Below are 24,853 nucleotides of genomic sequence, written 5' to 3'. Positions count from 1 at the left end.
CCGCCGGTCATGGCCCAGACGGATACGCCTTTCAGTGACATCGAGCCACCCGGTCTCCGTCAGTCGCTGGGCTTTGCCGGCCGGACGCTGGCCCTGGTCTGGGCCACCGCACCGCGCCTGACCCTGATCATTGCGGTGACAACGGCGCTGGTGGCGCTGGTGCCGGCACTGGCGGCCTATCTGGCCAAGCTGATCGTTGACACCGTACTGGCGGCCATCGAGACGCAGGCCGCGGCCGACCGGCAGATGGCCCTGATCTGGGTGGCGGCCGAGGCCGGCGTGCTGGGCGTGGCCATGGCGTTGCGGCGGATTCTGGTTCACCTCAAACGCCTGCTGCATGCCGAGCTGGGTTTTGCGGTCAGCACGAAAATCTTTGACAAGACCAGCCGGTTTGATCTGGAGACCATCGAGCGTCCGGACGTGCAACAGCAGATCCTGCTGGCGCGCCAACATGCCAGTGCGCGGCCCTATAATCTGGCCAACCGGATCATTGAAAGCGGCCAGCACGGTCTGACCCTCGTCTCGCTGGCGATTGTACTGTGGACCTTCTCGCCGCTGGCCGTGGCGATCATCATCGCGGGCGGTGTGCCCCTGTTCCTGAGCGAGCTGGGCTTTGCCGGCTCGGCCTTCCGCTTCTATACCGGCCGTACACCGGAAATGCGGCGGCGCAATTATCTGGAAGGCCTGATGACCAGTGACAGCGCCGCCATCGAGCGCCTGCACGCGGTGTCCAGCCCGGCGATCCGTACCCGCTATACCGGCCTGTTCCGCTGGCTGTTCGGCGAGGACCAGGCGCTGCAGACAAGGCGTACAACATTCGGCGTGCTGCTGCTGATGGTCAGTTCGGCCTTCTTTCTCGGCGGCAAGGCCTGGGTGGTGTGGGCGACCGTCATGGGGGCGCTGACGCTGGGCCAGATGACGATGTATGCGGCCATCCTGAAACAGGGGCAGAACACGGTCACCACCCTGTTGGCAACGCTCAGCGGCGGGTATGAAGACCTGCTCTATGTCTCCAATCTCTACGCGCTTCTGGGCCGGGAAAGCGGACAGGAACGGGGCGGGGCGCAGGCCGGGCCGGCGCCGGGGCAGGGCTATGTGCTGGACGATGTCCACTTTGCCTATCCCAACGGCAAACGGCCCGCCCTGACCGCGGTCTCGCTGGCCATTCCCGCCGGGGAGAAGCTCGGTATTGTGGGGGCCAATGGCTCGGGAAAATCGACGCTCGTCAAGCTTTTGACCGGGCTCTACCTGCCGCAATCGGGCCAAGTGATGCTGGACGGGTTGGACACGAAGGACTGGGATCCTGCCACATTGTTCGCGCGCACGGCGGCCGTGTTCCAGCCCTCGCAGCGCTACAGCCTGACGGCCGGCGAGAATATCGCCATGGGCGAGGGCTTGCGGGTGGCGGACCAGGCGCGTCTGGAACGCGCCGTTGAGGCCGGGCTGGCGGGGCCGGTGATTGCCGATCTGCCGGAGGGGCTCGACACGAAGCTGTCGCGGCAATTCCTCGACGGACGGGAGTTGTCCGGCGGACAATGGCAAAGGCTGGCGCTGGCCCGGGCGATGCTGCGCGAGAGCGCGGACATTCTCATTCTGGATGAGCCGACTGCGGCGCTCGACCCGGCCGCAGAGGCCGATTTCGTGCGCGGTCTGCGCGGCCGGCCCGGCACGCTGGTCGTCATCAGCCACCGCCTGTCGACCTTGCGCTGGTGCGACCGGATCGTGGTGCTGGAAAAGGGCCGGATCGTCCAGTCCGGCACGCCGGAGGCGCTGGCCGGATCACCGGGTCCGTATCGCGATCTGTTCCGGGAACAGGCCGAATTCTACGGCGGCCAGACGCCCGCAACAGCGCCTGAAAAAGACCGGTAAGGCCTCTTGCTATTGCCAAATCGCGCGGCTAGTTTCCGCGCCTTCCCGGGGCTGGATGCCGGTCCCGGGCGGTCTGCACCGGTAGCTCAGTTGGATAGAGCACCAGACTACGAATCTGGGGGTCGGGAGTTCGAATCTTCCCCGGTGCGCCATCTATTTATCTCGCGGCAATTCGCTTCGCTCATGCCTCCGATGGGGCAGCCTGACCGGCTGGCGCGCGGGCGCGCTTGCGAACCCTGCCGGGTTCGGGGCGCTGGCGCAGCTTCAAATCCCGTATCCATAGCGCGATGGCCATGGGCATAAGGGATTGGCGCCTCTGAGCGGCGTTAATCATTCGCTAGCGTGAACGGGATTAGGCCGTGAGCCTGATGGAAATGTTCCGCGACAAAACATATCGCCTGCAGGGCGTCTGGCGTGCCGCCATTATCGGCGCCGCGGTCATCGGGCCGGTGGCGTTGCTTCTTGCGACCGTGTTGCAGCCCTGGTTCGAGCCGGAATGGATGTTCATGGACGTGCTGACCGCGGCCCGGCAGGCGGAGACCTGTTGTCATGCCACATTCGGTTTCGTATCCCAGATCGGATTGTTTCTCTGGATATCAGCGGCCTCCTTCGCTCTGTTCGCTGCCCTGATCCTCCATTTGCTGGGTGCCGGTCGAGGTCTGGCCGGATTCATGCTGTATGGCGGATTGCTGAGTGCCGGTCTGGCCATGGATGATGCCTTCCTCCTTCACGAAAGCATTTTGCCCGGGTTTGGAATTCCCCAGAATCTCGTGCTGGCCCTCTATGGCTTTCTTGGCCTTGTATACGCGGTGGTGTTCCGGCGGCTCATCCTGCGAACCGACCCCCTGCTTCCCGGGGCCGCCGGCATGGCCGTTGGGGCCAGCCTGGCCATCGATGTCTTTATCGGGATCCAGACGCCGGCAATTGCCATTCTGGAAGACGCGTTCAAATTCATGGGCATCGCCTTGTGGGCCGCGTTCCAGCTGAATGCCGGGGCCGGGCTGGTCATGGCGACAGTGAAAGCGAATCGTCCGGACAACAGGTCATGACCGTTCTGCCCGTCGGCATCTGTCGCCATTCCCGGCCGAAGCATTGATGAGTCCGGACGTGATCCGTTTCCGGCACGCGCGCCATCCTTGAAACCGTGGACTGTGAAAGCCACAAGCTTTCAGAATAAAAGAAGACCGGGGGCGCAGGTCAGGGGGTTTTCCTGATTTCATGATCCGCAAAAAGCCTCCTGGCCCGCCTTGCCGCATTTCCGCACCGTGAAACCGGTTCCCTCTTTCGCTGAAAATGCTCTAGAAGGCCCGCAATGCGCCATATCCTGATAGCCGATGACAATGATCTGATGCGCGCCACGCTGTCGCGGCTTTTGAGCCCGTATGGTGCGGTGACGGCTGTGGCCGATGGTCAGGCGGCCCTTGCGGCGGCGCAATCGCAGGCCTTCGACCTGATCCTTCTGGATATCAAAATGCCCGGGATTGACGGGATTGCGGCGTGTGAAGCGCTGCGCGCGTCCGGCTTTGACGGGCCGGTCATTGCCCTGACCGCAGACGGAAGTGTCGAGCGGGATGCGCGCTATAAGGCGGCCGGCTTTACCGGGCTGATCGAGAAACCCTTCGCCGCGGCCGATCTGGTCCGGGAGGTGCTGGGGGCACTGGAGCGGGTGAAGGGAATCGCACCCTCGTCGTAAGCTTGGGAAGTTTGAAAGCCTCTCATTTTGGGCGGCGGCCTGCTCTGTTCGCGCCAGATTATCAAGGCGTATCAACTTCCGAGCATTCGCCTTCAGAAATATGGGCCAGCGCCGCGCACATGGCCTCAGCGTCAATCAGCGCGTTCTGCCACCATTCGGTAAGTGCCAACTGAACACGATGACCCCGTACGAGCATCTCCGCGAACTCGGGGTCTGCTCGTATTTCATCGACATTGATCAGGGTGCGAATTTGGTAGGGGTAATCTGGCGCGAATACGTCTGTTGTGCTTTGGGAAACCCAATACGGCTCCCTTATCGATAGTCTTTGTATGTAGCCTGACATCCCGTTCAGATAATCGATCGACGAATAGTATTCGGTCACCGCGGTGCGTAGTTCGGCGTCTCCCATATCAGCAAAACGACCAGAGGCGATGACTTCGTCATATGCAGACCGAGGGGGAGCTGCGGGGGGCGCTCTACCTATCGTGATCACTCCGAGCGCCATTTCATCATTGATGAAATTTTCCCAATTGTCCTCGCGCAATCGCGTGAGCAATTCCACTCGGCTCAGATTTCCCTCCTGAAACCGGTCTATCGATCTACGAAGATACCTGATCGATTCTTCGGATTCCGAGAGTAAGCGCTCAAGGGCAGCCCGTTGCTCTGCTTTTTCCATCCTCTGCTGGCTCCATGAATTTATCTGGAACGCGAGCAACACGCCGACCAACACAATTATAAAATCGAGTACAACCGCAGCCCAGTTCTGTCTCCTGACATGTTCCCGAAGGCGGCTGGGCAGCATGATTTTCTCCCTGGTGGCCCATCATGGGGGGGTGGGCATTGTCATTGAATCCCGGCGCGCAGGCCAAATTGACACCGGCCTTTTGGTTCTGCCGATGGTAGAATGGGGCTGGGCCTTTCATAGACCATGGTATCAAGGATGGCGAGAACCGTGGAAATGCTGGCGCTCAATGCTTCCATTTCTCCCGGTTATCTGACCCCGCATCATCACCCCGCCATGCACATGCGGATTGCGGTTTCCGGTGATTGCCAACATGCGTTCTTCCCGTCCCGCCTCGTGCGGGAAAACCGGATCCTTCACCCACACAGGGAGACGTGTTGGAGCGGGTGAAGGGAATCGAACCCTCGTCGTAAGCTTGGGAAGCTTCTGCTCTACCATTGAGCTACACCCGCGCGCCGCGCCAATTCTATCCCGGCGGATGGGGAGGGCAAGCGGCATGCGCGCTGTTGCAGGCTGGCGGCTAGCCCGAAAAATATTTCGCCAGCTTGAGTTTCTGTGCCTGGTAGTTGGACCCCTGCATGCCGTAGGGCCGGGCCGGGCGGGCGGTCATCGGTTCATAGACGAGGCGGGCGGCGGCCTGGCCATGTTCGAGGAAGAAGGGCACGTCGCGGCCGCGCACTTCCAGCACGGCGCGCCCGCCGGTTCCTCCGGCCTCGGCGACGCCGAAACCGGGATCGAAAAAGCCGGCATAATGGGCACGGAACTCGCCGATCTCCGGGGCGATGGGGGCCATTTCGGCGGCCTCATCGAGCGGGATGATGACGGGTTCGCGCGAGGCAAGGATATAGAATTCGCCGGGATCGAGGATCATCCGCCCCTGACGGACATCGATCTCTTCCCAGAAATCGCGCGGATCATGCCCGCCGATTTTCGCCAGATCGATGAGGCCGGAATGACGGCGGGCACGATATCCGATGCGGCCGCCAATCCCTTCCAGATCGACCGAGACGGTGATTTCGCGCGTCGCCTGCCGCAGGCCGCGGCGGAAGCGGGCCTGGACCAGGCGGTCTCCGGGCCGGGCGAGAATGGAAAAGGTGCGCGGCGAGATCTCGACATAGAGCGGGCCGGCATAGCCGGCGGGCGCGGAGTCAAAGGCGGTCGCGTGATCCGCGATGACGCGGGTGAAAACGTCAATCCGCCCGGTGGAGCTCTTGGGATTCATGGCGGCGCTGATCTCTGGCGGCAGATCCAGGCTCTCCATCAGCGGCACGAGATAGACACAGCCGGTTTCCAGCACCGCCCCGGCGGACAGGTCGAGCGTGTGCATGACCAGGCCGCTGTCGAGCACGTCGGCAACGGTGCGCGATTGTCCCGGCAGGAAGCTGGCGCGCAGGCGGTAGGCGGTCCGGCCCAGCCGCAGATCAAGGCTGGCGGGCTGAACCTGATTTTCCACGAAGGGTGCGGGCGCAGCAATGCCGCCCTGTCCGGCGAGGGCGGAAATTTCCGTATCGGGCAGAATACCGGCTATGCTCATCAAACTATCCATCTGCGCAGGACGATATCTACTGGTTAGGGGATAATGCGATTGCGAGAAAGAGCGGAATGCGGGGCTTGAGCCCGGCGGCATTCGGGGAGATCATTGCGGCATGACCAGAACGCATGAAATCAGCCGGTATGAATGCGAAACCCGCGGCGTCGTCGTGCGGGTCGAGCCGGAATTCCTGCAGGCGCAATCCGATCCGGATGCCGGACGCTATCTCTGGTCCTATACGATCGAAATCGAGAATCGCGGCGAGGAGACGGTGCAGCTGATCTCGCGGCACTGGCTGATCACCGATGCCTCCGGCCGGGTGGAAACCGTGCGGGGACCCGGCGTGGTCGGCGAGCAGCCGGTGCTGGAGCCGGGTCAGAAGTTTTCCTACACGTCCGGTGCGCCGCTGAAAACGCCTTCGGGATTCATGCGCGGCAGTTTCGGGATGGCCTGTTCGGGGGGTGGGCAGTTTGATGCGATCGTTCCGGCCTTCTCGCTCGACAGCCCGTATGAGCGGACGGTGATCCATTAAACGGCCGGAGCCCCTCTGATGAGTTCGTCGGTCCGCACCGTGCTGTTCGTGCTGGGCATTCTGGTTGCCAGCCTGTCGGCAGCGAAACTGATTCCCGCTTTCATGGACCTCAATGCCGGCGCCACCGAAAGTGCCGCGGCGTTTTTCTGGTCGGCCGGATTTGGCGTGTTTTTCGGCCTGGCCGTGGCGCTGGCGGTCCGGCCGGATGACCGCAACCTGACCACGCGGTCGGCGTTTCTGGTGACGGCCGGCTCCTGGGTGGTGATGGCCTTCTTTGCCGCCCTGCCGCTGCGGTTTGGCGGTCATGAGCTGGGCTGGACCGATTCGATGTTCGAGGTGATCTCGGGTCTGACCACGACCGGCGCGACTGTAGTGTCGGGACTGGACGGGCGGCCGCCGGGCTTCCTGATGTGGCGCGCCATCCTGCAATGGATTGGCGGGATCGGGATTATCGTGACGGCGATGGCGATCTGGCCGCTCCTGGGTGTCGGAGGCATGCAGCTTTTCAAGCTCGAATCCTCGGACAATTCCTCGGAAAAAGTCCTGCCGCGCGCCGCAGAGATCGCCGCCGCCGTCTCGCTCATCTATCTGTCGCTGACGGCGGCTTGCGCCATGGCGTATGGCGTCACCGGCATGGGGGCGTTCGATGCCATCGCCCATGCCATGACGACTGTGGCCACGGCGGGATTTTCTACACGCGATGCCTCCATGGGAGCATTCACGGAAGGCGGATCCGATTATGTCGCCATGGTCTTCATGCTTCTGGCGTCGCTGCCTTTCGTGGCCTATCTGATGCTGGTAAGGGGGCATCCATCCGCCTTCTGGCGCGATCCGCAGGTGCGGGGATTCTTCACCGTGATTGCCGCGGCGATTGCGGCCATGTCGGCCTTTGTCATTGCGGCCGATCTCTATGCGCCCGGGGCGGGCATTCGCACGGCCGCCTTCAACACCATTTCCGTGATCACCGGCACCGGCTATGCGACGGCGGATTTCGGCATCTGGGGTGCCCCGGCCACGGCCGGCTTCTTCGTGCTGATGTTCGCCGGCGGCTGCGCCGGTTCCACGACCTGCTCGGTCAAGATTTTCCGCTACCAGATCGCGCTTCTGGCCATGCGCCAGCATATTGTCTCGCTGGCCCATCCGCGCGCCATCACCCCATTGCGCTATGGCGGGCGGCCGGTCTCGCCGGAGCTGGTCTATTCGGTGCTGGGATTCCTGTTTGCCTTCATTGCCGTTTTCACTGTGTCGGCGGCCGTGCTGGCGGCGATAGGGCTGGACACGACGACTGCCCTGTCCGGTGCGGCCTCGACCCTGGCCAATGTCGGGCCGGGGCTCGGCGAGATCATCGGGCCGGCGGGGACGTATCAACCGCTGCCGGATGCCGCCAAATGGGTGATGTCGGCAAACATGCTGATCGGACGGCTGGAAGTGCTGACCGTGCTGATCCTGTTCACGCCGCGTTTCTGGCAATCATGAGCCGGCGGCGGTGCCGATCTCTCCGGGGCTGAATTCGAACAGGCGGTTGCAGTATTCGCAGGTCATGCCGATCCGGCCATCCTTTTCCATTTCCGCCTGATCTTCAGCAGAAAAGCGCGCGAGAATTTCCGCCAGCCTTTCCCGGTTGCAGGGGCAGTGCTTGGTCAGGCGTCTCGGCTCGAACAGGCGTGCGCCGTCTTCATGGTAAAGGCGATAGACGAGGGTGGCGGCGGAAATGTCGGGGTCGATCAGCTCGTCATCGGCGATGGTTTCAAACAGGGCCCGGCAATGATCCCAGTCTTCGGATGCATCACCGCGGGCCGCGTCGCCGGCGATCTGCTGCAATATGGCCCCGCCGCCGCGCCAGATGGATTGTCCGCCGGTCTGCACGTTTTCGCCAACGGCCAGCCTAATGCGGGTCGGGGTCTGCTCGGATTGTTCGAAATAGCGTTCGGCGCACTGGCCCAGCCGCTCGCCTTCCAGCGCGACCACACCCTGATAGCGTTCCATGCCTTCGCCGGGATCAATCGTCATGGCAAAGGATCCGGTGCCGAGCAGGGCGGAAATGCCGGCATCCGCGCTGACCGGTGCGCCGGAATATTGCGCCATGCCGCGCACGGCACCGCCGGAATTCCACTCCGCAACCACGAACTGGACCGGCCCGTTGCCGCTGGCCTGGATGATAAGGCGGCCCTCGAATTTCAGCGAGTCGCCGACCAGCGCCGCCAGCAACACCGCTTCGCCGACCAGGCGGCGGACGGCGGGCGGATGATCATGGGCGGAGACAATGTCATCCAGCACACTGCCCATGCGCACCAGGCGGCCGCGCGCTGCATGGCCATCGACCTGGAAGGCCGCGACCAGATCGTCGTCTTCGCCCAGAGGGTCGGTCATCAGGCCTGCTTCGCGTAATCGCCCAGCGTGTCGTCGAGAATACCGATGGCTTCGCTGGCATCGGCTTCGTCGATCACCAGCGGCGGCGCCATGCGGGCGACATTATCGCCCGCCGCGCCGATCAGGAGACCGCGATCCCGCACCTTGCCGGCAAATTCCTTTGCCACCACATTGTCGACCAGTTTGAGCCCCATCAGGAGGCCCTTGCCGCGGACTTCGGTGACAATGCCGGAATGGCGGTCGGCCAGGCCGGTCAGCTGTTGCTGCATGAAATTGGCGACCTTGTTCACATTGTCGAGGAAGCCGGGCGCGGTGAGCTCGTCAAAAACCACATTGCCGACCGCCATGGCCAGCGGATTGCCGCCGAAGGTCGAACCGTGCGTGCCTACGACCATGCCCTTGCCGACCTCTTCGGTGGTCAGGCAGGCGCCCATGGGGAAGCCGCCGCCGACGCCCTTGGCCACAGCCATGATGTCGGGACGGGCCTCGCCGGCCCATTCATGCGCGAACAGCTTACCGGTCCGGCCGGCGCCGCACTGGACTTCATCATACATCAGCAGAAGGCCATGCTCGTCGCACAGCTGGCGCAGGCCGCGCAGGCATTGCTCCGGTACGGCGCGCACGCCGCCTTCGCCCTGGACCGGCTCGATCAGGATGGCAGCGGTTTCCTCGGTGATGGCCGCTTTCAGCGCATCGTGATCCCCGAATTCGACCTGGTCGAAGCCCTCCATGCGCGGGCCGAAGCCCTTGAGATAGGCCGGGTTTCCACCGGCATTGATGGCGCCATAGGTTCGGCCATGGAATGCGCCGGTGAAGGTGATGATGCGGTAGCGGTGCGGCTCGCCCTTGTCGAAGAAATAGCGGCGCGCGGCCTTGAGGGAGCATTCCACCGCCTCGGCACCGGAATTGGTGAAGAAGACGCGGTCGGCAAAGGTGGCGTCCGTGTATTTCTTCGCCAGCTCGATCTGGCCCGGCACCTGGAACATGTTGGACAAATGCCAGAGCTTGTCGGCCTGGTCTTTCAGGGCGGCGACGGCTTTCGGGTGGTGATGGCCCAGCGCGTTGACCGCGATACCGGAAATGAAGTCGAGCCAGGATTTGCCTTCAGCCGTGTAGAGGCGGACGCCTTCGCCCCGCTCGAAGACAAGATCCGGCGGTGCATAGGTGTCCATAAGCGGTGCGGGCATGAAGCGATCTCCCTCGAATGTGTGATGGTATTCAAAAAGCCGTCTAGGCCTGTCCGCTCAACTCTTCAAGCGCCAGCCGGAGCGCAATACCAGATAGGAGATCGTCATCAGAACGGCATTCAGCGCCAGAATGACGAGAATACCGGCCAGAATGCTGCCATCGGCATGGCCGGTGAAGCCATAGCGGAAGCCGTCAATCATGTAGAAGAAAGGGTTGATATGGCTGAGCGTGTAGAAGGGCTCGGGCAGTACCTCGATGGAATAGAAGGTGCCGGAGAGGAAGGTCAGCGGCGTGATGATGAAATTGGTAATGACGGCGATATGGTCGAACTTCTCCGCCCAGACGCCGCCGATCAGGCCGATCATGCCCAGCAGCGAGGCGCCCGTGATGGCATAGAAGACGATGGCCCAGACATGGGCCGGGGTCAGATCGACAAAGAAGGCCATGACGGCGCCGGTGGCCACGGCCACCACGATGCCGCGTGTCACTGCCCCGGCGATGAATGCGATCATCAATTCCAGCGCGGAAAGCGGCGGCATCAGGAAATCGACCGAATTGCCCTGCACCTTGGACACCAGGATGGAAGAGGAGGAATTGGCGAAGGCGTTCTGCAACAGGCCCATCAGGATGAGGCCGGGGGCGAGAAAGTCGGCAAAGGGCACGCCGGCAATGTCACCGCGGCGTTCGCCGAAGGCGAGATTGATCACGGCGAAGAAGAGCAGTGTGGTCACCACCGGCGCAAACACGGTCTGGAACATGACTTTCCAGAAGCGGTGCACTTCCTTGCGGTAGAGCGTCCACAGGCCAAGCGCATTCAACGCTCCGAAACGGCGGGGCACAGGGGCGGGGCGGGCGGTGTGAGTCTCTGTCATGGGCAGCCAACTAGCACGCACAGGGCCGCCGGGCGAGCCGGATGATGGTGGCCAGCTGCATCCGAATCAGCTTTCCACAGGCGAATCAGTACGCGCATCTTGTGGCAGGACGCGTTCTGGATACTGTATCTCGTACAAGACACAACATATTGCGGATGAGGGAGGCGGTGATACCGCCCATTGTATCACCGCAGAATTGGTGGAGCGAGAGAATGGCCTGGACCGATGAGCGCGTGGAAGAGTTGAAGAAGTTGTGGGCCGAGGGCCATTCTGCCAGTCAGATTGCCAAGAAAATCGGCGGCGTCACCCGCAATGCCGTGATCGGCAAGGTGCACCGCCTCGGCCTGTCCGGCCGCGCAGCGCCTTCCCGTCCGTCCAGCCGTCCGGCCCGCGCGCCCAAGCCGCGGGTGGCCGCTCCGGTCAAGGCCAAGGTGCCCGCGCCGCGCAAGGCGGCTGAACGCGCGATCGAGGCACCCGCGCCGGAACGTCTGCCGAATGGCGAATTCGCCACCGTTCTGACGCTGAAGGACTCGATGTGCAAATGGCCCATCGGCGATCCCGCCAGCGGTGATTTCCGCTTCTGCGGCCACCGCTCCAAGGCCGGGGATGCCTATTGCGAGGCTCACGCCCAGATCGCCTATCAGCCGCAGCAGAAGCGCAAGCGCAAAGTCTCCGACGCGCAGGCTGCGCTGGATGCGCTGCAATCCACAAGACGGGTGAATTTCTAGGCGCTATTTCGCATCCAGCGAATATCCGGCCGAGCGCACGGTGCGGATCGGATCGGTCTGGTTGCCGCTGATATTCAGGGCTTTGCGCAACCGTCCGATATGCACGTCCACGGTACGGACCTCGACATAGACGTCGGAGCCCCAGACAGCATCGAGCAATTGTTCGCGCGAGAAGACCCGGCCCGGATGCTGGATGAGATAGTCCAGCAGGCGGAATTCGGTCGGCCCGAGATGCACTTCCTGGTCGCCGCGGCGGACCCGGTGGGCGACGCGGTCGATGACGATATCGCCATGTGTGACCTTGTCATCGGCGAGGCCGGGGCGGATGCGCCGCATGACGGCGCGGATGCGGGCGAATAGCTCGGTCATCGAGAAGGGCTTGACGACATAATCGTCAGCCCCGGTGTCGAGGCCGCGGATACGATCGGCTTCCTCGCCGCGCGCGGTCAGCATGATGATCGGGACATTGCGGGTCTCGGGCCGGTTGCGCAGGCGGCGGCAGACCTCGATGCCGGAGAGTTTGGGCAGCATCCAGTCGACCAGGACCAGGTCGGGCGTGGCTTCATCGGCCAGCATCAGCGCCTCCTCGCCATCGCCGGCGACCGAGACCTGATAGCCTTCCTTTTCCAGATTGTACTGAAGCAGGGTGGAGAGGGCGTCCTCGTCTTCAACAACCAGAATATGCGGGTCCATCTTGATCTCCGGTTCAGGCCACGTCGCCAGGATCGCGGCGGATCTCACGGTGCAGCTCGTTACCCGTGACGAGATAGTGGATCATCTCGGCGATATTTGTGGTGTGGTCGCCGATGCGTTCGAGATTCTTGGCGACGAACAGAAGGTGTGCGCTGGCGGTGATGGTGCGCGGATCCTCGATCATGAAGGAGAGGAGTTCGCGGAACAGGCTGTTGTAATGCTCGTCGACTTCCTCGTCGGAGCGGCAGACGGCAATGGCTTCCTCGGCGGAACCGGCGGAGAAGGCATCCAGAACGCGGTGCAGGTTGGCGACCACCAGCTTGCCCATGCGCTCGACGCTGCGGGTCAGCTCCAGCGGTTCGGACTTGTTCAGCTCATGCGTCCGCCGGGCAATATTCTTGGCGAGATCGCCGATGCGTTCGAGATCGCCGGATATCCGGTAGGCGGCGATGGTGGCGCGCAGGTCTGACGCCATGGGCTGGCGCAGGGCGAGCATGCGGATCACCCGCTTTTCCGTCGCGCTTTCCAGCGCATCGACCTGGTGATCGCCCTCGACCACCTGATCGGCCAGTGCCGGATCGCGGCGCATGACGGCGGCAATACAGTCGGAGACCTGGCTCTCGCAGAGGCCGCCCATGCGCGCGATTTCATCAGACAGCGCATTGAGTTCGTCGGAATAGGCGCGAACCGTGTGGGCGTGGAGTTGGTTATTCATGGCTTTGCTCTTTCAGCGGCCCAGGGTCAGGACCCTAACCGAAGCGTCCGGTGATATAGTCCTGTGTCCGGGGCTCGTGTGGATTGGTGAAAATGTCTTCCGTGGGGCCGTATTCGACCAGATCGCCCATGTGGAAGAAGGCGGTCATCTGCGAAACGCGCGCGGCCTGCGCCATGGAGTGGGTGACGATGACGATGCAGTAATTCTCGCGCAATTCGTCGATCAGCTCCTCGATCTTGGCGGTGGCGATCGGATCCAGCGCCGAGCAGGGCTCGTCCATCAGGATAACTTCCGGGCTGACGGCAATGGCGCGGGCGATGACGAGGCGTTGCTGCTGGCCGCCGGACAAGCCGGTGCCGGGCTGGTCGAGGCGGTCGGCGACCTCGTCCCACAGACCGGCCTTTTTCAGGCTGGTCTCGACAATGGCATCGAGATCGCGCTTGCCAGAAGCGAGGCCGTGAATGCGCGGGCCATAGGCGACATTGTCGTAGATGGATTTGGGGAAGGGGTTTGGCTTCTGGAAGACCATGCCGACGCGGGCGCGCAGGATGACCGGATCCACGGCCTTGGAATTGACCTCGTCGCCATCAATCCGGATCGACCCTTCGGTGCGGGCAATGTCGATGGTCTCGTTCATGCGGTTGATGGTCCGCAATATGGTGGATTTGCCACAGCCGGACGGGCCGATGAAAGCGGTCACCGAGCGGTCGGGAATCACCATGGAGACGTCATGAATGGCCTGTTTGGGGCCATAGAAGACATTCACACCGTCCAGCGTGATCTTGCCCTGGAGGGTCTTCGCCGCGTCGTGATAAACCGTCGAGGACCGGGTTCCGGAATCCGCCATACCTACCATCTCCGCTCGAACCGGCGGCGCAGGAAGACCGCTACGGCATTAAACACAATCATCAGGGCCAGCAGCACCAGAATGGCGGCGGCCGTGCGGGGTTCGAAGGCGCGCTCGGCGCCATCGGACCAGAGGAAAATCTGTACCGGCATGACGGTCGCCGGCTCCGTCAGCCCGCCGACAGACAGGCTGGGCGCGTCGGCAACAAAGGCGACCATGCCGATCATCAGGAGCGGCGCGGTTTCGCCCATGGCCTGGGCGAGGCCGATGATGGAGCCGGTCAGAATGCCCGGCGCGGCCAGCGGCAGGACGTGGTGCACGACCGTCTGCAGGCGCGATGCGCCGACGCCGAGCGCGGCTTCGCGGATGGAGGGCGGAACGGCTTTCAGGGCGGCGCGCGAGGATATGATCACGGTTGGCAGCGTCATCAGGGCCAGCACCATACCGCCCACAAGCGGGGCCGAGCGCGGTAGGCCGAACAGGCTGATAAAGACGGCGAGGCCGAGCAGACCGAAAACGATGGACGGCACGGCGGCGAGATTGTTGATATTGACCTCGATGAAGCCGGTCAGGCGGTTCTTCGGAGCGAATTCTTCCAGATAGACGGCAGTCGCCACGCCGATCGGGACGGCCAGGAACATGGTGACCAGCATGGTCAGCGCCGAGCCGATGACGGCGCCAAGGACGCCGGCCAGTTCCGGTTCGCGGCTGTCAGCATTGGTGAAGAGATAGGTGTTGAAGCCGGTCTCCAGACGCCCGCGTTCGCGCAGGGTTTCAGCCCAGGCAATCTGGGCATCGGTGATGCGGCGTTCGGCCTGGGGCGTGTCCAGCGTCCAGATGGTCCAGTCATCGCCGGGGGTGGTGGATTCGAGCGCCACCAGGACACGGCCCTCTGCGGTGCGGCCGCTATCGGTGATGCGGTCAATATGAACAATGCCGCCATTCATCCGGATCAGGCGGCTGGGCAATTCCGGCGACATGTCGACGGACGGGCTGCCGGGTTCGGCGAGCGCGCGCAGGCTCGCGGCCCGGGTGCGGGCCTGCTCGGCCTCGCGGGTCAGGCTGACGCGGGCGTCCTCGCCGGCCGCATTGGCGGCGCGGGTTTCATAGCGTTCGGCGCGGTCCTCGAGCTCTTCGGCCTGGGTGGCCAAGCGCTCGCGAATGTCGGAGACGATGGGAGAAAAAACATTGGAATTGGCAAAGATCCGCACTTCGCCACTGGTGCCGGAAGGGGTCGCCATGAGGCCCGGCGCCACTTCGCCGGACGTCGTTGTGAGCCCCTGGAGATAGAGGTCGGCATCGTCGGAAATCGGGAAGGTGAAGTCGATGGTCCGACCGACAAGGCCCGGATTGGCGAGAACCTGGTTCTGTAGGCGTGCGGAATTCAGCGGTGTGTAGAGGCCAAAGAGCTCCCGCAGCTGGCCCCGGTCCTCGATTTCCGGAAACTCGTCCCGCAGGGCTTCCTGCAACAGGCTGTTATAGGCGCCGCGGCGCAGAGAGGCCTCGCTGCCATCTCCGGCGGGATCGACGCGCGCGGTTTCGAGCGTCACCGGCAAGGTCAGCTCGTTGACCCGGAAGGCGGGAATGGACTGGCTGGCAATGGAGCCGATGAGCAGGATCAGCACCGAAATCGCCGCCATGATTGCGAGAATGCCGAACATGCGGAAGCGGCCTTCCGCGCGGTATCGCTTGGCGAGGCGGGCTTCAACGGCGGCCTGTATATCGGTGCGGTTAATCATATTTTTCCCGATATCTCTGCACAACGCGCAGGGCGATGACGTTCAGCGCGAGCGTGAAAATGAACAGGACGAGACCGAGGGCGAAAGCCGAGAGCGTCTTGGCGCTGTCAAACTCCTGGTCGCCGGTGAGCAGCATGACGATCTGCACGGTGATGGTGGTGACCGATTCCAGCGGATTGGCGGTCAGATTGGCCCCCTGACCGGCCGCCATGACCACAATCATGGTTTCGCCGACGGCGCGGCTGACGGCCAGAAGGAAGGCCCCGACAATACCGGGCAGGGCGGCGGGCAGGATCACCTGTTTGACGGTTTCCGACTTGGTGGCGCCCATCGCATAGGCGCCGTCGCGCAGCGTCTGGGGAACGGCGTTGATCACATCATCGGACAGGGAAGAGACGAAAGGAATGATCATCACACCCATGACGAGGCCGGCCGACAATGCCGACTGGGTGACGGCGCTTTCAAAACCGACAAACTGGGCGGCGGCCCGGATCGCCGGCCCGACGGTCAACAGGGCGAAGAAGCCGTAGACCACGGTCGGAATGCCGGCCAGGATTTCCATGACCGGCTTGACGATCTTGCGGGTCCGCTTGCCGGCATATTCCGACAGGTAGATCGCCGCAAACAGGCCGATCGGCCCGGCGACCAGAATGGCGATAATGGTGATCATGAAGGTGCCGGCAAACAGCGGCACGGCTCCGAACGCGCCGGTCTGCCCCACCTGTTCGGCGCGGATGGCGGTCTGCGGGCTCCATTGGGTGCCGAACAGGAACTGGTCCAGACGCCAGTTGATCGCCTCGAAGAAACGCAGCGATTCAAACAGGAGTGACGCCACAATGCCGATCGTGGTCAGAATGGCGATGCCGGAGCAGAACATCAAAAAGCCCATAAAGGCGGCTTCGACGCGGTTGCGGGCGCGGAACCCGGCCTTCACGCGTGAGCGTGACCAGGCCAGCCCGGCCATGGCCAGCAGGATGGCGAGGACCGCCCCGCCGTAACGCACAATCCGGTCCACCGGGCGGAAAGCGGACGCCGTGGCTTCGATGGCGGGCGTGATTTCACTGGGCTGTCCGTTGAAGGCCAGTGCGCGTGCATCATTGGTGAACAGGCCGCGCCGTTCGGGCGGCAGATTGGCATATTCAAAACCGGCAAGCGCGAGGCCGGATGCCCCGGATTCCCGGGCTGTGTCAGCGATGCTGTCCGCAATCGCGGTCCTGCGGCTTTGAATGGCTGCCCGCGCCTGGGTGGCGGCATTGACATCCGCAGACGCGTCCAGCGTGCGCCGGGCCGACTGGATGAGCGAATCTTCCGCCAGCTGTGCCTCAAGGTCGGCGGCCAGTGGCGCAGCCGCCTGATTGAGGCGCATTTCGATGACGGACTCGGAAATGGAGGATCCGAATACGGCCATTGCCGCCATCAGGAGAAGGGCGGGCACACCGGTCCAGAGGGCGACGAAATATCCGTGATAATTGGGCAGGGAGTGAAGGCTGATGGAGCCCCGCCCGGACGCGCGCAAGGCGCGGCTCCTGCCGACATAGAAGGCGGCAGAGATCAGCACGAGCATCATCAACAAAATAAGGGCGTTGATTGGCATGTCTTCCCAGTCAGCAGCTTTATCGGCACGGCGCAGACCGCCGGATTCTCACATCCGCGTCCCCTAGCAGCCGGATCACGGCGCGCTTATGTCATTTTCATAACAGTTTGATGACGGCGGCGGTCCGGAGGGCCGGGATCGGCGTTCCGGAAAAAGGTGCAGCTTCTGTATCAGCCCTCTGCAGGCGGGGTTTCTGCTATGTGCCGCGGGATGATGACAGAAAACACCGATCCTTCGCCGGGCAGGCTTTCCACAAAGAATCCGCCGCGATGACGGCTGACAATGTGTTTGACGATGGCCAGCCCCAGCCCCGTCCCCTCCTTGGGACCGCTTTTCTGGCCATCAACGCGGTAAAACCGTTCTGACAGGCGCGGCAAATGCCGTCTTTCGATACCCTTGCCTGCGTCCCGCACGCGCAACAGGGCGAATCGGGTGCCGGCGGAACGGGCCGGCGCGGCAATGGTCAGGCGTCCGGCCTCCGGCCCCAGACAGCTGGTCAGGCGTTCGATATCCTCGCGGCCGATATCGGCGTGAATGTCACAAATGATACGCGCGCCGGGCTCGGAATACTTGATCGCATTCTCGATCAGATTCTGGGCGATCTCGAAGAGCTGGTCGCGCTCGCCGACGACTTTGGCACTGCGGTCGCCCTCGAAGTCGATCCGGATGTCCCTGGGTTTGGCCAGAGGTCCGACAGAATCGATCGTGTCCAGTGCCATGGCGGCCAGATCCGCTTCGCCGCTGGGCGGAACATGCTCGTCCATCTCGACGCGGCTGAGCGACAGCAGATCGTTGATCAGGCGCCGCATGCGCTCGGTCTGGTCCTGCATGATGGACAGGAATCTGTCGCGCGCGGCGATGTCATCCCGGGCATGACCGCGCAGGGTTTCGATGAAGCCGGCCAGCGACGCCAGCGGTGTGCGCAATTCATGGCTGGCATTGGCGAGGAAGTCGGCGCGCATGCGCTCGGCCCGCTTGCTCGACGTTTCGTCGGCGAGGACCAATAGAGCCCGCCAGGGAAAGGCGCCCGGCTCCTCGGCCTTCAGCGGAATGACATGGACCCGGACATGACTTTCGATCGGCGCCACGGTGGAATATTCGACAATTCGCGCCTTCTCGCCCTTGAGGACGGCGCTGACCGCCTCGAGCACTTTGGGCTGGCGCAGTGAGGCCGATAGCAGGCCGGATTCCGCTCCCAGACCGAGAAATTCATGCGCGGCCGGATTGGCGCGCTCGATGCGGCCGCCGGGTCCCACCAGCATGACGGGAAAGGGGAGATGATCGAGGATTTCCCGGGCCGGCGAGAGCGTGTCCGTGGATCTGTTTCCCGGCGCGAGGGCCGGCGAGGCGGGGCGGGGCGCAACGACGGTGGAAATCAGGAGGAAATAGATAAATGACAGGGCCGCGATTGCGCTGGCTGCCGAAAGCGCCACCCACAGCGAAACCGCACCAGTGATAGCCAGCACCAGCAGAACCGCCACGGCGATCGCGGTGAGCGCGACCGTGTCACGCCGCCTGAGGCGATGGCCATCCGGCTCGGACCGGGAATCCTTGCTCAAAATTCACTCGCTTCCTGAATCTTCAAGGCTCATAAGGGCCGCAATTCCGAAGGTAATCAACTGCCTCTGTGGTGGCGAACACTGCGTGTGACCGCCGTGAATTGTTCCGTAGGCATAGTGATATTCGAGAGGGTTTTCATGTTCATCGCTAAAGAATTATTGTTTTTCGATAAAAATTTGTTGACATTCGAAAAGCTGATTTTAGGGTGCATCCAAATCCGCCCTCCCCGGCATCAAGAGTTCCGTATGATAAAACGCACCCTCCTCCTCTCCGTCACCGCCATTGCGCTGGCCTCCTGTGCATCCACAGGACCGGCGATGCGTGGTGCGGACGCCCTGCCGTCCTCGCCCGCTGTGTGGGCGTCCGGCACCGATACCGATCCGGCCCGAATCGAGAACTGGATCGCGACGTTCAATGACGCCCGGCTGTCGCAACTGATAGATGAAGCGGTGACCGAAAATCCCGGCATTCTGTCGGCAGAAGCGCGTATCCGTGCGGCCCGGGCCAGTGCCCGGGCGGCCAATGCCGGACGCCTTCCCGGTGTCAGTGCCGATCTGGGTGTCACCCAGCGCGAAACCGATGCCGGAGGATCAACCAGTTATGGTGCCGGGCTGGGCGTGTCCTGGGAAGCTGATCTCTGGGGCCGGCTCGCCGCGCGGGCGCAGGCCGGTGTCCTGGAATACGAAGCGACCGATGCCGACTATGCCGGTGCCCGGCTTTCGGTTGCCGGACAGGTGGCGCGGGCCTGGTTCCTGCTGATTGAAGCCCGGCTGCAGACCGATCTGGCCGCGCGCGATGTGGAAACCAAGCGGCGCTCGCTCGGCCTGATCGAGCGGCGGTTCGGGGCCGGTGTGTCGCGGTCATCCGATGTGCGGACCTTCCGGTCTGCGCTGGCGTCCAGTGAAGCGGTGCTGGCCTCGCGTCAGCGCGCGCAGGCCTCTGCTGCGCGCAGCCTTGAAATCCTGCTGGGCCGCTATCCGGCCGGCAATATCGAACATGAGGCCGACCTGCCGGAATTCACGGCGCTGTCGGGAATCGGCGCGCCGGGCGAATTGCTGTCGCGGCGTCCCGATTTGCGGGCGGCGGAAGCGCGCCTGCAGGCGGCCGGCCTTCAGGCCGAGATCGCCCGCGATGCGCTCCTGCCCAGCCTCACCCTGCGCGGAACGCTGGATACGGGCGGCGCGGACCCGGCGGATATTTTCGACCTCGACACCTATATTGCGCAGGCCATTGGCGGACTGACCGCGCCGATCTTCCAGGGTGGTGCGCTGCGTGCCGAACGTGACCGGGCCGAAGCGGCTGCCGAAGCCCAGCTTGCCGCCTATGCCAGCACCGTGCTGGCCGCGTGGCGGGAGGCCGAGGACGCCATTTATGCAGACGGCATTCTCGCGCAGCGGGTCGAGGCGCTCCGCAATGCCTATGAACAGGCGGCCGAAGCCGAAGAGCTGGTGATCCGCCAATACGGGTCCGGACTTGCGACTGTTTTTGAACTGCTGGACGCCCAGAGTCGTAGAATTGCCTCTGAAGGCCAGTATATCAGCGCCCGCCGGGAGCGGGCCACCAATCGTATCGATATCTATCTCGCAATCGGCGGAAGCTTTGACGCTCCCGATCTGCGTGATCTGGAGGGTTAGGAAAGCGTCATGACGAAATCTTTAGGCCGTTTGCTCCTGTTATTGCCGGTGTTTCTCATTGCGGCGTTTGTTCTTGCTCTTGTGGCGATGTTCATGTTCGCACCGCAGCCCGAACGGGCCAATTCAGAGCCCCGCCCGGTCGCCGTGTTTGCGGCACCGGTTGAAAACACCAATGTCACCCTCACCGTAACCACGCAGGGCGAGGTCCGGCCGCTTGTCAGCATCAATCTGGTGCCCCAGGTGTCCGGCCGCATCGTCTATGTGAACCCGAACTTCATCGAGGGCGGTTTTTTTGAAGCCGGCGAAACGCTGATCCAGATTGACGAGGCAGATTACCGTCTCGCCGTGACCCGGGCCCAGGCCCAGGTGGCCCAGGCGCGTCAGGCGCTGGTGCGGGAACAGGCCGAAGCCGATCTGGCAGCGAGCGAATGGGCAGAGCTGGGCGAGGGCGAAGCCTCGGCCCTGACGCTGCGTGAACCGCAACTGGCCCAGGCGCGGGCCTCGCTGGCCGCTGCCGAAGCGCAGCTGCAGGAGGCACGTCTGGGGCTGGAGCGGACACGGATTTCCGCTCCGTTCGATGGCCGCGTCCGCACGAAAAGCGCGGATGTCGGACAATTCGTGTCGCCGGGCACGCCACTGGGTGAAGTGTTCGGAACAGATGCGGTCCAGGTCCGCCTGCCGCTGACCGATGACCAGTTGTCGATGCTCAATATTCCGGTGGCGTTCCAGGCCACCGAGGCCAATCCGGGGCCTTTGGTCCGGATCTCGGCCGTGCTGGCCGGTCAACATCGCGAATGGCATGCCGAGCTGGTGCGCACTGACAGTTCCATCGATACCCAGACGCGTGTGTTGTACGCCATTGCCCAGATCGATGATCCCTATGGCGTTGCGGCAGAAGAGGGCGGCTCGCCACTGCCGGTCGGCCTGTTCGTTGATGCCGAAATCCAGGGCCGCGAAGTGACCGGCGCCTATGTGTTGCCGCGGTCCGCCTTGCGCGGCTCGGACTCGGTCTATGTTGCCCAGGTCGGTGGCACGCTCGGTATTCGTAACGTGAGTGTGATTACGTCTGATCCCGACCGTCTGGTAATTTCCAGCGGCGTGACGGCGGATGATCTGGTGGTCACCAGCCCGATCCGGGCGGCCAGCGATGGCATGCGCATCCGGACCTTTGACCAGGCCGGCGAGCTGATCGCGGAGCGGTCTGCAGTGATCGAGAGCGGAAATGACGACGCAGATGAAGACGAAGAGGCTGCCGAGCCCAATGGCGAAGGCGATGACACCGCACAGGTTGCGAGTGCAAATGACTAGGCTGACGAGACCAGGGAGACGGTCATGACGGACCCGAAACAGGATACTGAATTCAAGGGTATAATTGCCTGGTGGGCGAGTAATGGCGTCGCCGCCAACCTGCTCATGCTGGTCGCCATTGTGGGCGGTATTCTCGGCCTTGCGACCATGAACCGCGAGGTTTTCCCGACGGCGAGCTTTGCCGGAGCCACGGTTTCCGTTGCCTGGCCGGGCGCGTCGCCGCAGGAGATGGAAGAGCAGATCGTGGTCCGGATCGAGGAGGCCGTCTCCTCGGTGGACGGCATCGAGAACATGACCTCGACGGCCCGCGAAGGCAGCGCCTTCATCAATATCGAGGGCTCTCGCTCGGTCGATATGCGCACCTTCATCAATGAGATCGAGCAACAGGTCAATTCCGTCAACAATCTGCCGCCTTCGGCTTACCGGCCCATCGTCAATCAGTGGCGGAATGAGGACCAGGTCGTGGGCTTTGCGGTTCACGGCCACGTCCCGCGCCGCGATCTGCAGCGGATTGCGCGCGAAATCCGCGATGAAGTCTCGGCCGATGTTCCGGGCGTTTCACTGGTCCAGATCTGGGCCACGCTGAACGAGGAAGTCTCGATCGAGGTCAATGAAAATGATCTGCGCCGCTATAATCTGACCTTTGACGAAGTCGCCCGGGCGCTGCGCAACTCCTCGCTGAATGCCTCGGCCGGACAGGTGCGGACGGACATCGGTGATGTCTCCCTGACCGCCCGCCAGCTGGGTGACAGCGCGGATGATTTCGAGCGTATCGTGGTCCGGCAGACCTCTGATGGCGGCACCATCCGGATCAGCGATATTGCCAGCGTCACGGACGGTTTTGTCGATGCCAATCTTGTCGGCACCTATAACAGTGAACCGATGGCGCTGGTGGTGATCGTCTCCAGCCCGAACATGGATGTGGTCGAGGTCTCGGACGGGGTCCAGGCCTATATCGAGCGGCGCCAGGCGACCCTACCGGAAGGCGTTTCCATGTCGCTGTGGTGGAATAATGCCGAAATGTACGAGGCCCGTGTCGACACGGTGATGGGCAGTGCGACCTGGGGCATGCTGTTCGTGCTGATCGCGCTGGTCCTGTTCCTGCGCCCCGTCGTGGCCCTCTGGGTGACGGTCGGAATCGGCGTGGCTTTCCTCGGCGCTTTCCTGGTCCTGCCGCTGCTGGGTGTGACGCTGAACATGCTGTCGCTTTTCGCCTTCCTGATCGTGATCGGGATTGTGGTCGATGACGCCATTATTGTCGGGGAGAATATCCACGACAGGGTGGAGCGAGGGGAGACCGGGCTGACCGCCGCGGTGGTCGGCACGCAGATGGTGGCGAAGCCGGTGATCTTCGCCGTTATCACCACCATTCTGATGTTCGCGCCGTGGATGATGCTGTCCGGGCCGGAGGTTCAGTTCACCCGCCAGATATCGCTGGTCGTGATCGCGGCGCTGACCTTCTCGCTGATCGAGTCACTGTTCATCCTGCCGGCCCACCTGGCGCATCTGAAGCCGGAGAAAATGGACGGCTTTTTCGGGCCGCTGCTGAAACTGCAGCGCGCCATTGCCGACACGATGATCTGGTTTGCCCGTCATGTGTACCGCCATGCCGTCGTCTTTGCGGTCCAGCGGCGCTATTCGACGCTGATCTTCTTCACCGGCCTGTTCATGGTGGCGATTGCGCTGCAGGCGACCAACCGGGTCGGCAGCGTCTTCATGCCGGAGATCGAGAATGAGACCATCCAGGCCAGCATCCAGCTCGCCGAGGGCACGCCCTGGTCGCGGACCGAACAGGTGCGCCAGCAATTGGAGCGGGCCGAGGAGCTGACGCTGGAGCATTACCGCGAGGTTTATCCGGGCGAGGGCGACATGATCGAAAGCCGCTCGACACTGGCCACGGATGGCCGGGTGCGGGCATGGATCACGCTGGCCGAACCGGAAGTCCGGCCCGGCGGCCTGACCACGCGTGAAGTCGCCCAGCAATTGCGCGATTTCCTCGGTCCCATTCCGGACGCGGAAGAAGTGCGCCTCGACACGACGCTGAATAATGGCGGCAGCGGTTTGCGGTTTGCCATTTCCGGACAGGATCTGGATGAATTGCGGCTGGCCGCAGACGAGCTGAAGGAGCAATTGCGTTCCTATGACACGCTCTATGATGTGGTCGACAACATGCAGTCGTCGGCGGAAGAATTGCAGTTCACCCTGCGGCCGGATGCGCAAGCGCTCGGTATCACGCTGGCGGATGTCACCCGCCAGGTGCGCCAGGCCTTCTATGGCGAGGAAGTCGTGCGCCTGCCCCGCAATGGACAGGATGTACGCGTCATGCTGCGCCTGCCCGAGGAAGCCCGCCGCTCGCTGGATACGCTGCGTAATTTCCGCATTCGCACAACGGATGGACGTGAAGTGCCGCTGTCGGCGGTGGCCGATGTCGAATTTGCTCCGGGCCTGAACCGGATCAACCGTCGCGACCGCATGCGGACCATTACCGTGGCTGCTGAACTGACGGATCCGACGGCACGCGGTGAGGTCATGGACAGCATGGCCTCCGATTTCTGGCCGGCCTGGCAGGAGCGTCACCCCAATGTCAGCCGGGAGGAATTCGGCCAGGCGGAGGGGGAGGCCGAATTCATGGCCGAGCTCGCCAATCTGGTGATCCTCGTGCTGGGCGGCATCTATATCCTGCTCGCCATCGCCTTCCGCTCCTATGCCCAGCCGGCGCTGATCATGATCGCCATCCCGTTTGCCTATGCCGGTGCCGTGTTCGGCCACTTGCTGTTCGGCATGCCGTTCGCATTGTTCTCCTTCTTCGGGGTCGGTGCCGCGGCAGGTGTGGTGATCAATGACAATCTGGTATTGGTCGATTTCGTGAACCGTCTGCGGGCGAATGGCGTCGGGGCCTTCCAGGCACTGGTCGATGCCGGCGTGCAGCGTTTCCGGCCGATCATCCTGACCTCGGTGACCACCTTCCTCGGCATCCTGCCGATGATGGCGGAGACCTCGACACAGGCGCAATTCCTGAAGCCGATGGTCGTATCGCTGGGCTTTGCCGTGGTTTTCGCCCTGTTCCTGACCCTGCTGCTGGTCCCCGCGCTCTACGCCATCGGCGTCGATATCAAGCGCGGCGTGGTCGGCATGTGGACCGGTCAGAAACTGCCGGGGATCGGGTCGACCTATCACGAGACCGAAGGTGGCAAGCCGGAGACCGATGTCGGTACCATCCAGCCTGCCGAATGATGCA

At 63.1% G+C, this 24,853-nt stretch carries 20 protein-coding genes and 2 tRNA genes; 10 read left to right on the top strand and 12 right to left on the bottom strand.

Features of this window, described 5'->3' with window-relative positions:
• Positions 1 to 9 precede the first annotated feature (9 nt).
• From DBR16_RS09950 to DBR16_RS09935, 4 genes are all read left to right on the top strand, one after another.
• Positions 10 to 1,869: an ABC transporter ATP-binding protein gene (locus DBR16_RS09950; RefSeq protein ID WP_109261106.1), complete on the top strand. Its 1,860-nt coding sequence runs from the start codon at positions 10 to 12 to the stop codon at positions 1,867 to 1,869.
• A gap of 75 nt (positions 1,870 to 1,944) precedes the next feature.
• Positions 1,945 to 2,021: transfer RNA gene (locus DBR16_RS09945), tRNA-Arg, on the top strand.
• Positions 2,022 to 2,228: 207 nt separating this feature from the next.
• Positions 2,229 to 2,918 carry a hypothetical protein gene (locus DBR16_RS09940; RefSeq protein WP_145959649.1) on the top strand — a complete coding sequence of 230 codons (690 nt, stop codon included), beginning with the start codon at positions 2,229 to 2,231 and terminating at the stop codon, positions 2,916 to 2,918.
• Positions 2,919 to 3,181: 263 nt separating this feature from the next.
• A complete protein-coding gene (locus DBR16_RS09935) occupies positions 3,182 to 3,562 on the top strand; it encodes a response regulator (protein ID WP_109261104.1) in 381 nt (126 codons plus the stop codon).
• A gap of 61 nt (positions 3,563 to 3,623) precedes the next feature.
• Here the strand turns inward: DBR16_RS09935 and DBR16_RS09930 are convergent, their stop codons facing one another.
• From DBR16_RS09930 to DBR16_RS09920, 3 genes are all read right to left on the bottom strand, one after another.
• Positions 3,624 to 4,364, bottom strand: a complete 741-nt coding sequence (locus DBR16_RS09930; protein WP_109261103.1) for a DUF6090 family protein — start codon at positions 4,362 to 4,364, stop codon at positions 3,624 to 3,626.
• A 318-nt stretch (positions 4,365 to 4,682) separates the two neighbouring features.
• A tRNA-Gly gene (locus tag DBR16_RS09925) sits at positions 4,683 to 4,756 on the bottom strand.
• A gap of 68 nt (positions 4,757 to 4,824) precedes the next feature.
• On the bottom strand, positions 4,825 to 5,838 hold the full coding sequence (locus DBR16_RS09920; protein WP_109261102.1) for a 2'-deoxycytidine 5'-triphosphate deaminase: 1,014 nt from the start codon (positions 5,836 to 5,838) through the stop codon (positions 4,825 to 4,827).
• Between the two features lie 112 nt (positions 5,839 to 5,950).
• Here DBR16_RS09920 and apaG point away from each other — a divergent pair, with 112 nt between their 5' ends.
• Positions 5,951 to 6,367, top strand: a complete 417-nt coding sequence (apaG, locus tag DBR16_RS09915) for a Co2+/Mg2+ efflux protein ApaG (RefSeq protein ID WP_109261101.1) — start codon at positions 5,951 to 5,953, stop codon at positions 6,365 to 6,367.
• Positions 6,368 to 6,385: 18 nt separating this feature from the next.
• On the top strand, positions 6,386 to 7,843 hold the full coding sequence (locus tag DBR16_RS09910) for a TrkH family potassium uptake protein (protein ID WP_109261100.1): 1,458 nt from the start codon (positions 6,386 to 6,388) through the stop codon (positions 7,841 to 7,843).
• On the opposite strand, the gene DBR16_RS09905 is transcribed toward DBR16_RS09910, so the two are convergent.
• The 3 genes from DBR16_RS09905 to DBR16_RS09895 are packed head-to-tail and all read right to left on the bottom strand — an operon-like array spanning position 7,838 to position 10,797.
• The gene (locus tag DBR16_RS09905) at positions 7,838 to 8,737 is read right to left on the bottom strand and encodes an Hsp33 family molecular chaperone (protein ID WP_109261099.1); all 900 of its coding nucleotides are present in this window, start codon (positions 8,735 to 8,737) and stop codon (positions 7,838 to 7,840) included. The genes DBR16_RS09910 and DBR16_RS09905 overlap by 6 nt on opposite strands.
• A complete protein-coding gene (locus DBR16_RS09900) occupies positions 8,737 to 9,924 on the bottom strand; it encodes an aspartate aminotransferase family protein (RefSeq protein ID WP_109261098.1) in 1,188 nt (395 codons plus the stop codon). The genes DBR16_RS09905 and DBR16_RS09900 overlap by 1 nt, the downstream gene beginning before the upstream one ends.
• Positions 9,925 to 9,981: 57 nt before the next feature.
• Positions 9,982 to 10,797 (bottom strand): ABC transporter permease, encoded by an 816-nt coding sequence (locus tag DBR16_RS09895; RefSeq protein WP_109261097.1) that lies wholly within the window; start codon positions 10,795 to 10,797, stop codon positions 9,982 to 9,984.
• 212 nt (positions 10,798 to 11,009) lie between these two features.
• Here DBR16_RS09895 and DBR16_RS09890 point away from each other — a divergent pair, with 212 nt between their 5' ends.
• Complete coding sequence (locus DBR16_RS09890) at positions 11,010 to 11,525, top strand: GcrA family cell cycle regulator (RefSeq protein ID WP_109261096.1); 516 nt, start codon at positions 11,010 to 11,012, stop codon at positions 11,523 to 11,525.
• Between the two features lie 3 nt (positions 11,526 to 11,528).
• On the opposite strand, the gene phoB is transcribed toward DBR16_RS09890, so the two are convergent.
• The 6 genes from phoB to DBR16_RS09860 all read right to left on the bottom strand — a co-directional run bounded on the left by phoB (position 11,529) and on the right by DBR16_RS09860 (position 18,672).
• Positions 11,529 to 12,218 (bottom strand): phosphate regulon transcriptional regulator PhoB, encoded by a 690-nt coding sequence (gene phoB / locus DBR16_RS09885; RefSeq protein ID WP_109261095.1) that lies wholly within the window; start codon positions 12,216 to 12,218, stop codon positions 11,529 to 11,531.
• 13 nt (positions 12,219 to 12,231) lie between these two features.
• Positions 12,232 to 12,933 (bottom strand): phosphate signaling complex protein PhoU, encoded by a 702-nt coding sequence (gene phoU, locus DBR16_RS09880; protein WP_109261094.1) that lies wholly within the window; start codon positions 12,931 to 12,933, stop codon positions 12,232 to 12,234.
• Between the two features lie 34 nt (positions 12,934 to 12,967).
• Complete coding sequence (gene pstB, locus DBR16_RS09875) at positions 12,968 to 13,780, bottom strand: phosphate ABC transporter ATP-binding protein PstB (RefSeq protein WP_233347735.1); 813 nt, start codon at positions 13,778 to 13,780, stop codon at positions 12,968 to 12,970.
• Between the two features lie 2 nt (positions 13,781 to 13,782).
• Positions 13,783 to 15,519: a phosphate ABC transporter permease PstA gene (gene pstA, locus DBR16_RS09870; RefSeq protein WP_109261092.1), complete on the bottom strand. Its 1,737-nt coding sequence runs from the start codon at positions 15,517 to 15,519 to the stop codon at positions 13,783 to 13,785.
• A complete protein-coding gene (gene pstC / locus DBR16_RS09865) occupies positions 15,512 to 17,113 on the bottom strand; it encodes a phosphate ABC transporter permease subunit PstC (RefSeq protein WP_109261091.1) in 1,602 nt (533 codons plus the stop codon). Before pstC ends, pstA begins: the two co-directional genes overlap by 8 nt.
• Before the next feature lie 170 nt (positions 17,114 to 17,283).
• Positions 17,284 to 18,672 (bottom strand): ATP-binding protein, encoded by a 1,389-nt coding sequence (locus DBR16_RS09860; RefSeq protein WP_233347733.1) that lies wholly within the window; start codon positions 18,670 to 18,672, stop codon positions 17,284 to 17,286.
• A gap of 246 nt (positions 18,673 to 18,918) precedes the next feature.
• Between DBR16_RS09860 and DBR16_RS09855 the strand changes: the two genes are divergently transcribed.
• Genes DBR16_RS09855 through DBR16_RS09845 form a run of 3 tightly spaced genes read left to right on the top strand, consistent with a single transcriptional unit; the run spans position 18,919 to position 24,849 of the window.
• Positions 18,919 to 20,307 carry an efflux transporter outer membrane subunit gene (locus DBR16_RS09855; RefSeq protein ID WP_161539470.1) on the top strand — a complete coding sequence of 463 codons (1,389 nt, stop codon included), beginning with the start codon at positions 18,919 to 18,921 and terminating at the stop codon, positions 20,305 to 20,307.
• A gap of 9 nt (positions 20,308 to 20,316) precedes the next feature.
• Positions 20,317 to 21,615, top strand: coding sequence for an efflux RND transporter periplasmic adaptor subunit (locus tag DBR16_RS09850; RefSeq protein WP_109261089.1), 1,299 nt, complete (start codon positions 20,317 to 20,319; stop codon positions 21,613 to 21,615).
• Between the two features lie 24 nt (positions 21,616 to 21,639).
• On the top strand, positions 21,640 to 24,849 hold the full coding sequence (locus DBR16_RS09845) for an efflux RND transporter permease subunit (protein WP_109261088.1): 3,210 nt from the start codon (positions 21,640 to 21,642) through the stop codon (positions 24,847 to 24,849).
• Positions 24,850 to 24,853: the final 4 nt, after the last annotated feature.

It is taken from the genome of Hyphobacterium indicum, from assembly GCF_003129605.1.
In the GTDB taxonomy this organism is placed as follows: Bacteria; Pseudomonadota; Alphaproteobacteria; order Caulobacterales; family Maricaulaceae; genus Hyphobacterium; species Hyphobacterium indicum.
Note: the sequence above shows the minus strand (reverse complement) of the source record. Positions and strands in the feature narration are given on the sequence as shown.

What these genes read in the sequence shown, in the direction of transcription:
- DBR16_RS09950 (WP_109261106.1), top strand. Translation starts at nt 10, where the DNA reads ATGGCCCAGACGGATACGCCTTTCAGTGACATCGAGCCACCCGGTCTC.
- DBR16_RS09935 (WP_109261104.1), top strand. Translation starts at nt 3,182, where the DNA reads ATGCGCCATATCCTGATAGCCGATGACAATGATCTGATGCGCGCCACG.
- DBR16_RS09930 (WP_109261103.1), bottom strand. Translation starts at nt 4,364, where the DNA reads ATGCTGCCCAGCCGCCTTCGGGAACATGTCAGGAGACAGAACTGGGCT.
- DBR16_RS09920 (WP_109261102.1), bottom strand. Translation starts at nt 5,838, where the DNA reads ATGAGCATAGCCGGTATTCTGCCCGATACGGAAATTTCCGCCCTCGCC.
- apaG (WP_109261101.1), top strand. Translation starts at nt 5,951, where the DNA reads ATGACCAGAACGCATGAAATCAGCCGGTATGAATGCGAAACCCGCGGC.
- DBR16_RS09910 (WP_109261100.1), top strand. Translation starts at nt 6,386, where the DNA reads ATGAGTTCGTCGGTCCGCACCGTGCTGTTCGTGCTGGGCATTCTGGTT.
- DBR16_RS09905 (WP_109261099.1), bottom strand. Translation starts at nt 8,737, where the DNA reads ATGACCGACCCTCTGGGCGAAGACGACGATCTGGTCGCGGCCTTCCAG.
- DBR16_RS09900 (WP_109261098.1), bottom strand. Translation starts at nt 9,924, where the DNA reads ATGCCCGCACCGCTTATGGACACCTATGCACCGCCGGATCTTGTCTTC.
- DBR16_RS09895 (WP_109261097.1), bottom strand. Translation starts at nt 10,797, where the DNA reads ATGACAGAGACTCACACCGCCCGCCCCGCCCCTGTGCCCCGCCGTTTC.
- DBR16_RS09890 (WP_109261096.1), top strand. Translation starts at nt 11,010, where the DNA reads ATGGCCTGGACCGATGAGCGCGTGGAAGAGTTGAAGAAGTTGTGGGCC.
- phoB (WP_109261095.1), bottom strand. Translation starts at nt 12,218, where the DNA reads ATGGACCCGCATATTCTGGTTGTTGAAGACGAGGACGCCCTCTCCACC.
- phoU (WP_109261094.1), bottom strand. Translation starts at nt 12,933, where the DNA reads ATGAATAACCAACTCCACGCCCACACGGTTCGCGCCTATTCCGACGAA.
- pstB (WP_233347735.1), bottom strand. Translation starts at nt 13,780, where the DNA reads ATGGCGGATTCCGGAACCCGGTCCTCGACGGTTTATCACGACGCGGCG.
- pstA (WP_109261092.1), bottom strand. Translation starts at nt 15,519, where the DNA reads ATGATTAACCGCACCGATATACAGGCCGCCGTTGAAGCCCGCCTCGCC.
- pstC (WP_109261091.1), bottom strand. Translation starts at nt 17,113, where the DNA reads ATGCCAATCAACGCCCTTATTTTGTTGATGATGCTCGTGCTGATCTCT.
- DBR16_RS09855 (WP_161539470.1), top strand. Translation starts at nt 18,919, where the DNA reads ATGATAAAACGCACCCTCCTCCTCTCCGTCACCGCCATTGCGCTGGCC.
- DBR16_RS09850 (WP_109261089.1), top strand. Translation starts at nt 20,317, where the DNA reads ATGACGAAATCTTTAGGCCGTTTGCTCCTGTTATTGCCGGTGTTTCTC.
- DBR16_RS09845 (WP_109261088.1), top strand. Translation starts at nt 21,640, where the DNA reads ATGACGGACCCGAAACAGGATACTGAATTCAAGGGTATAATTGCCTGG.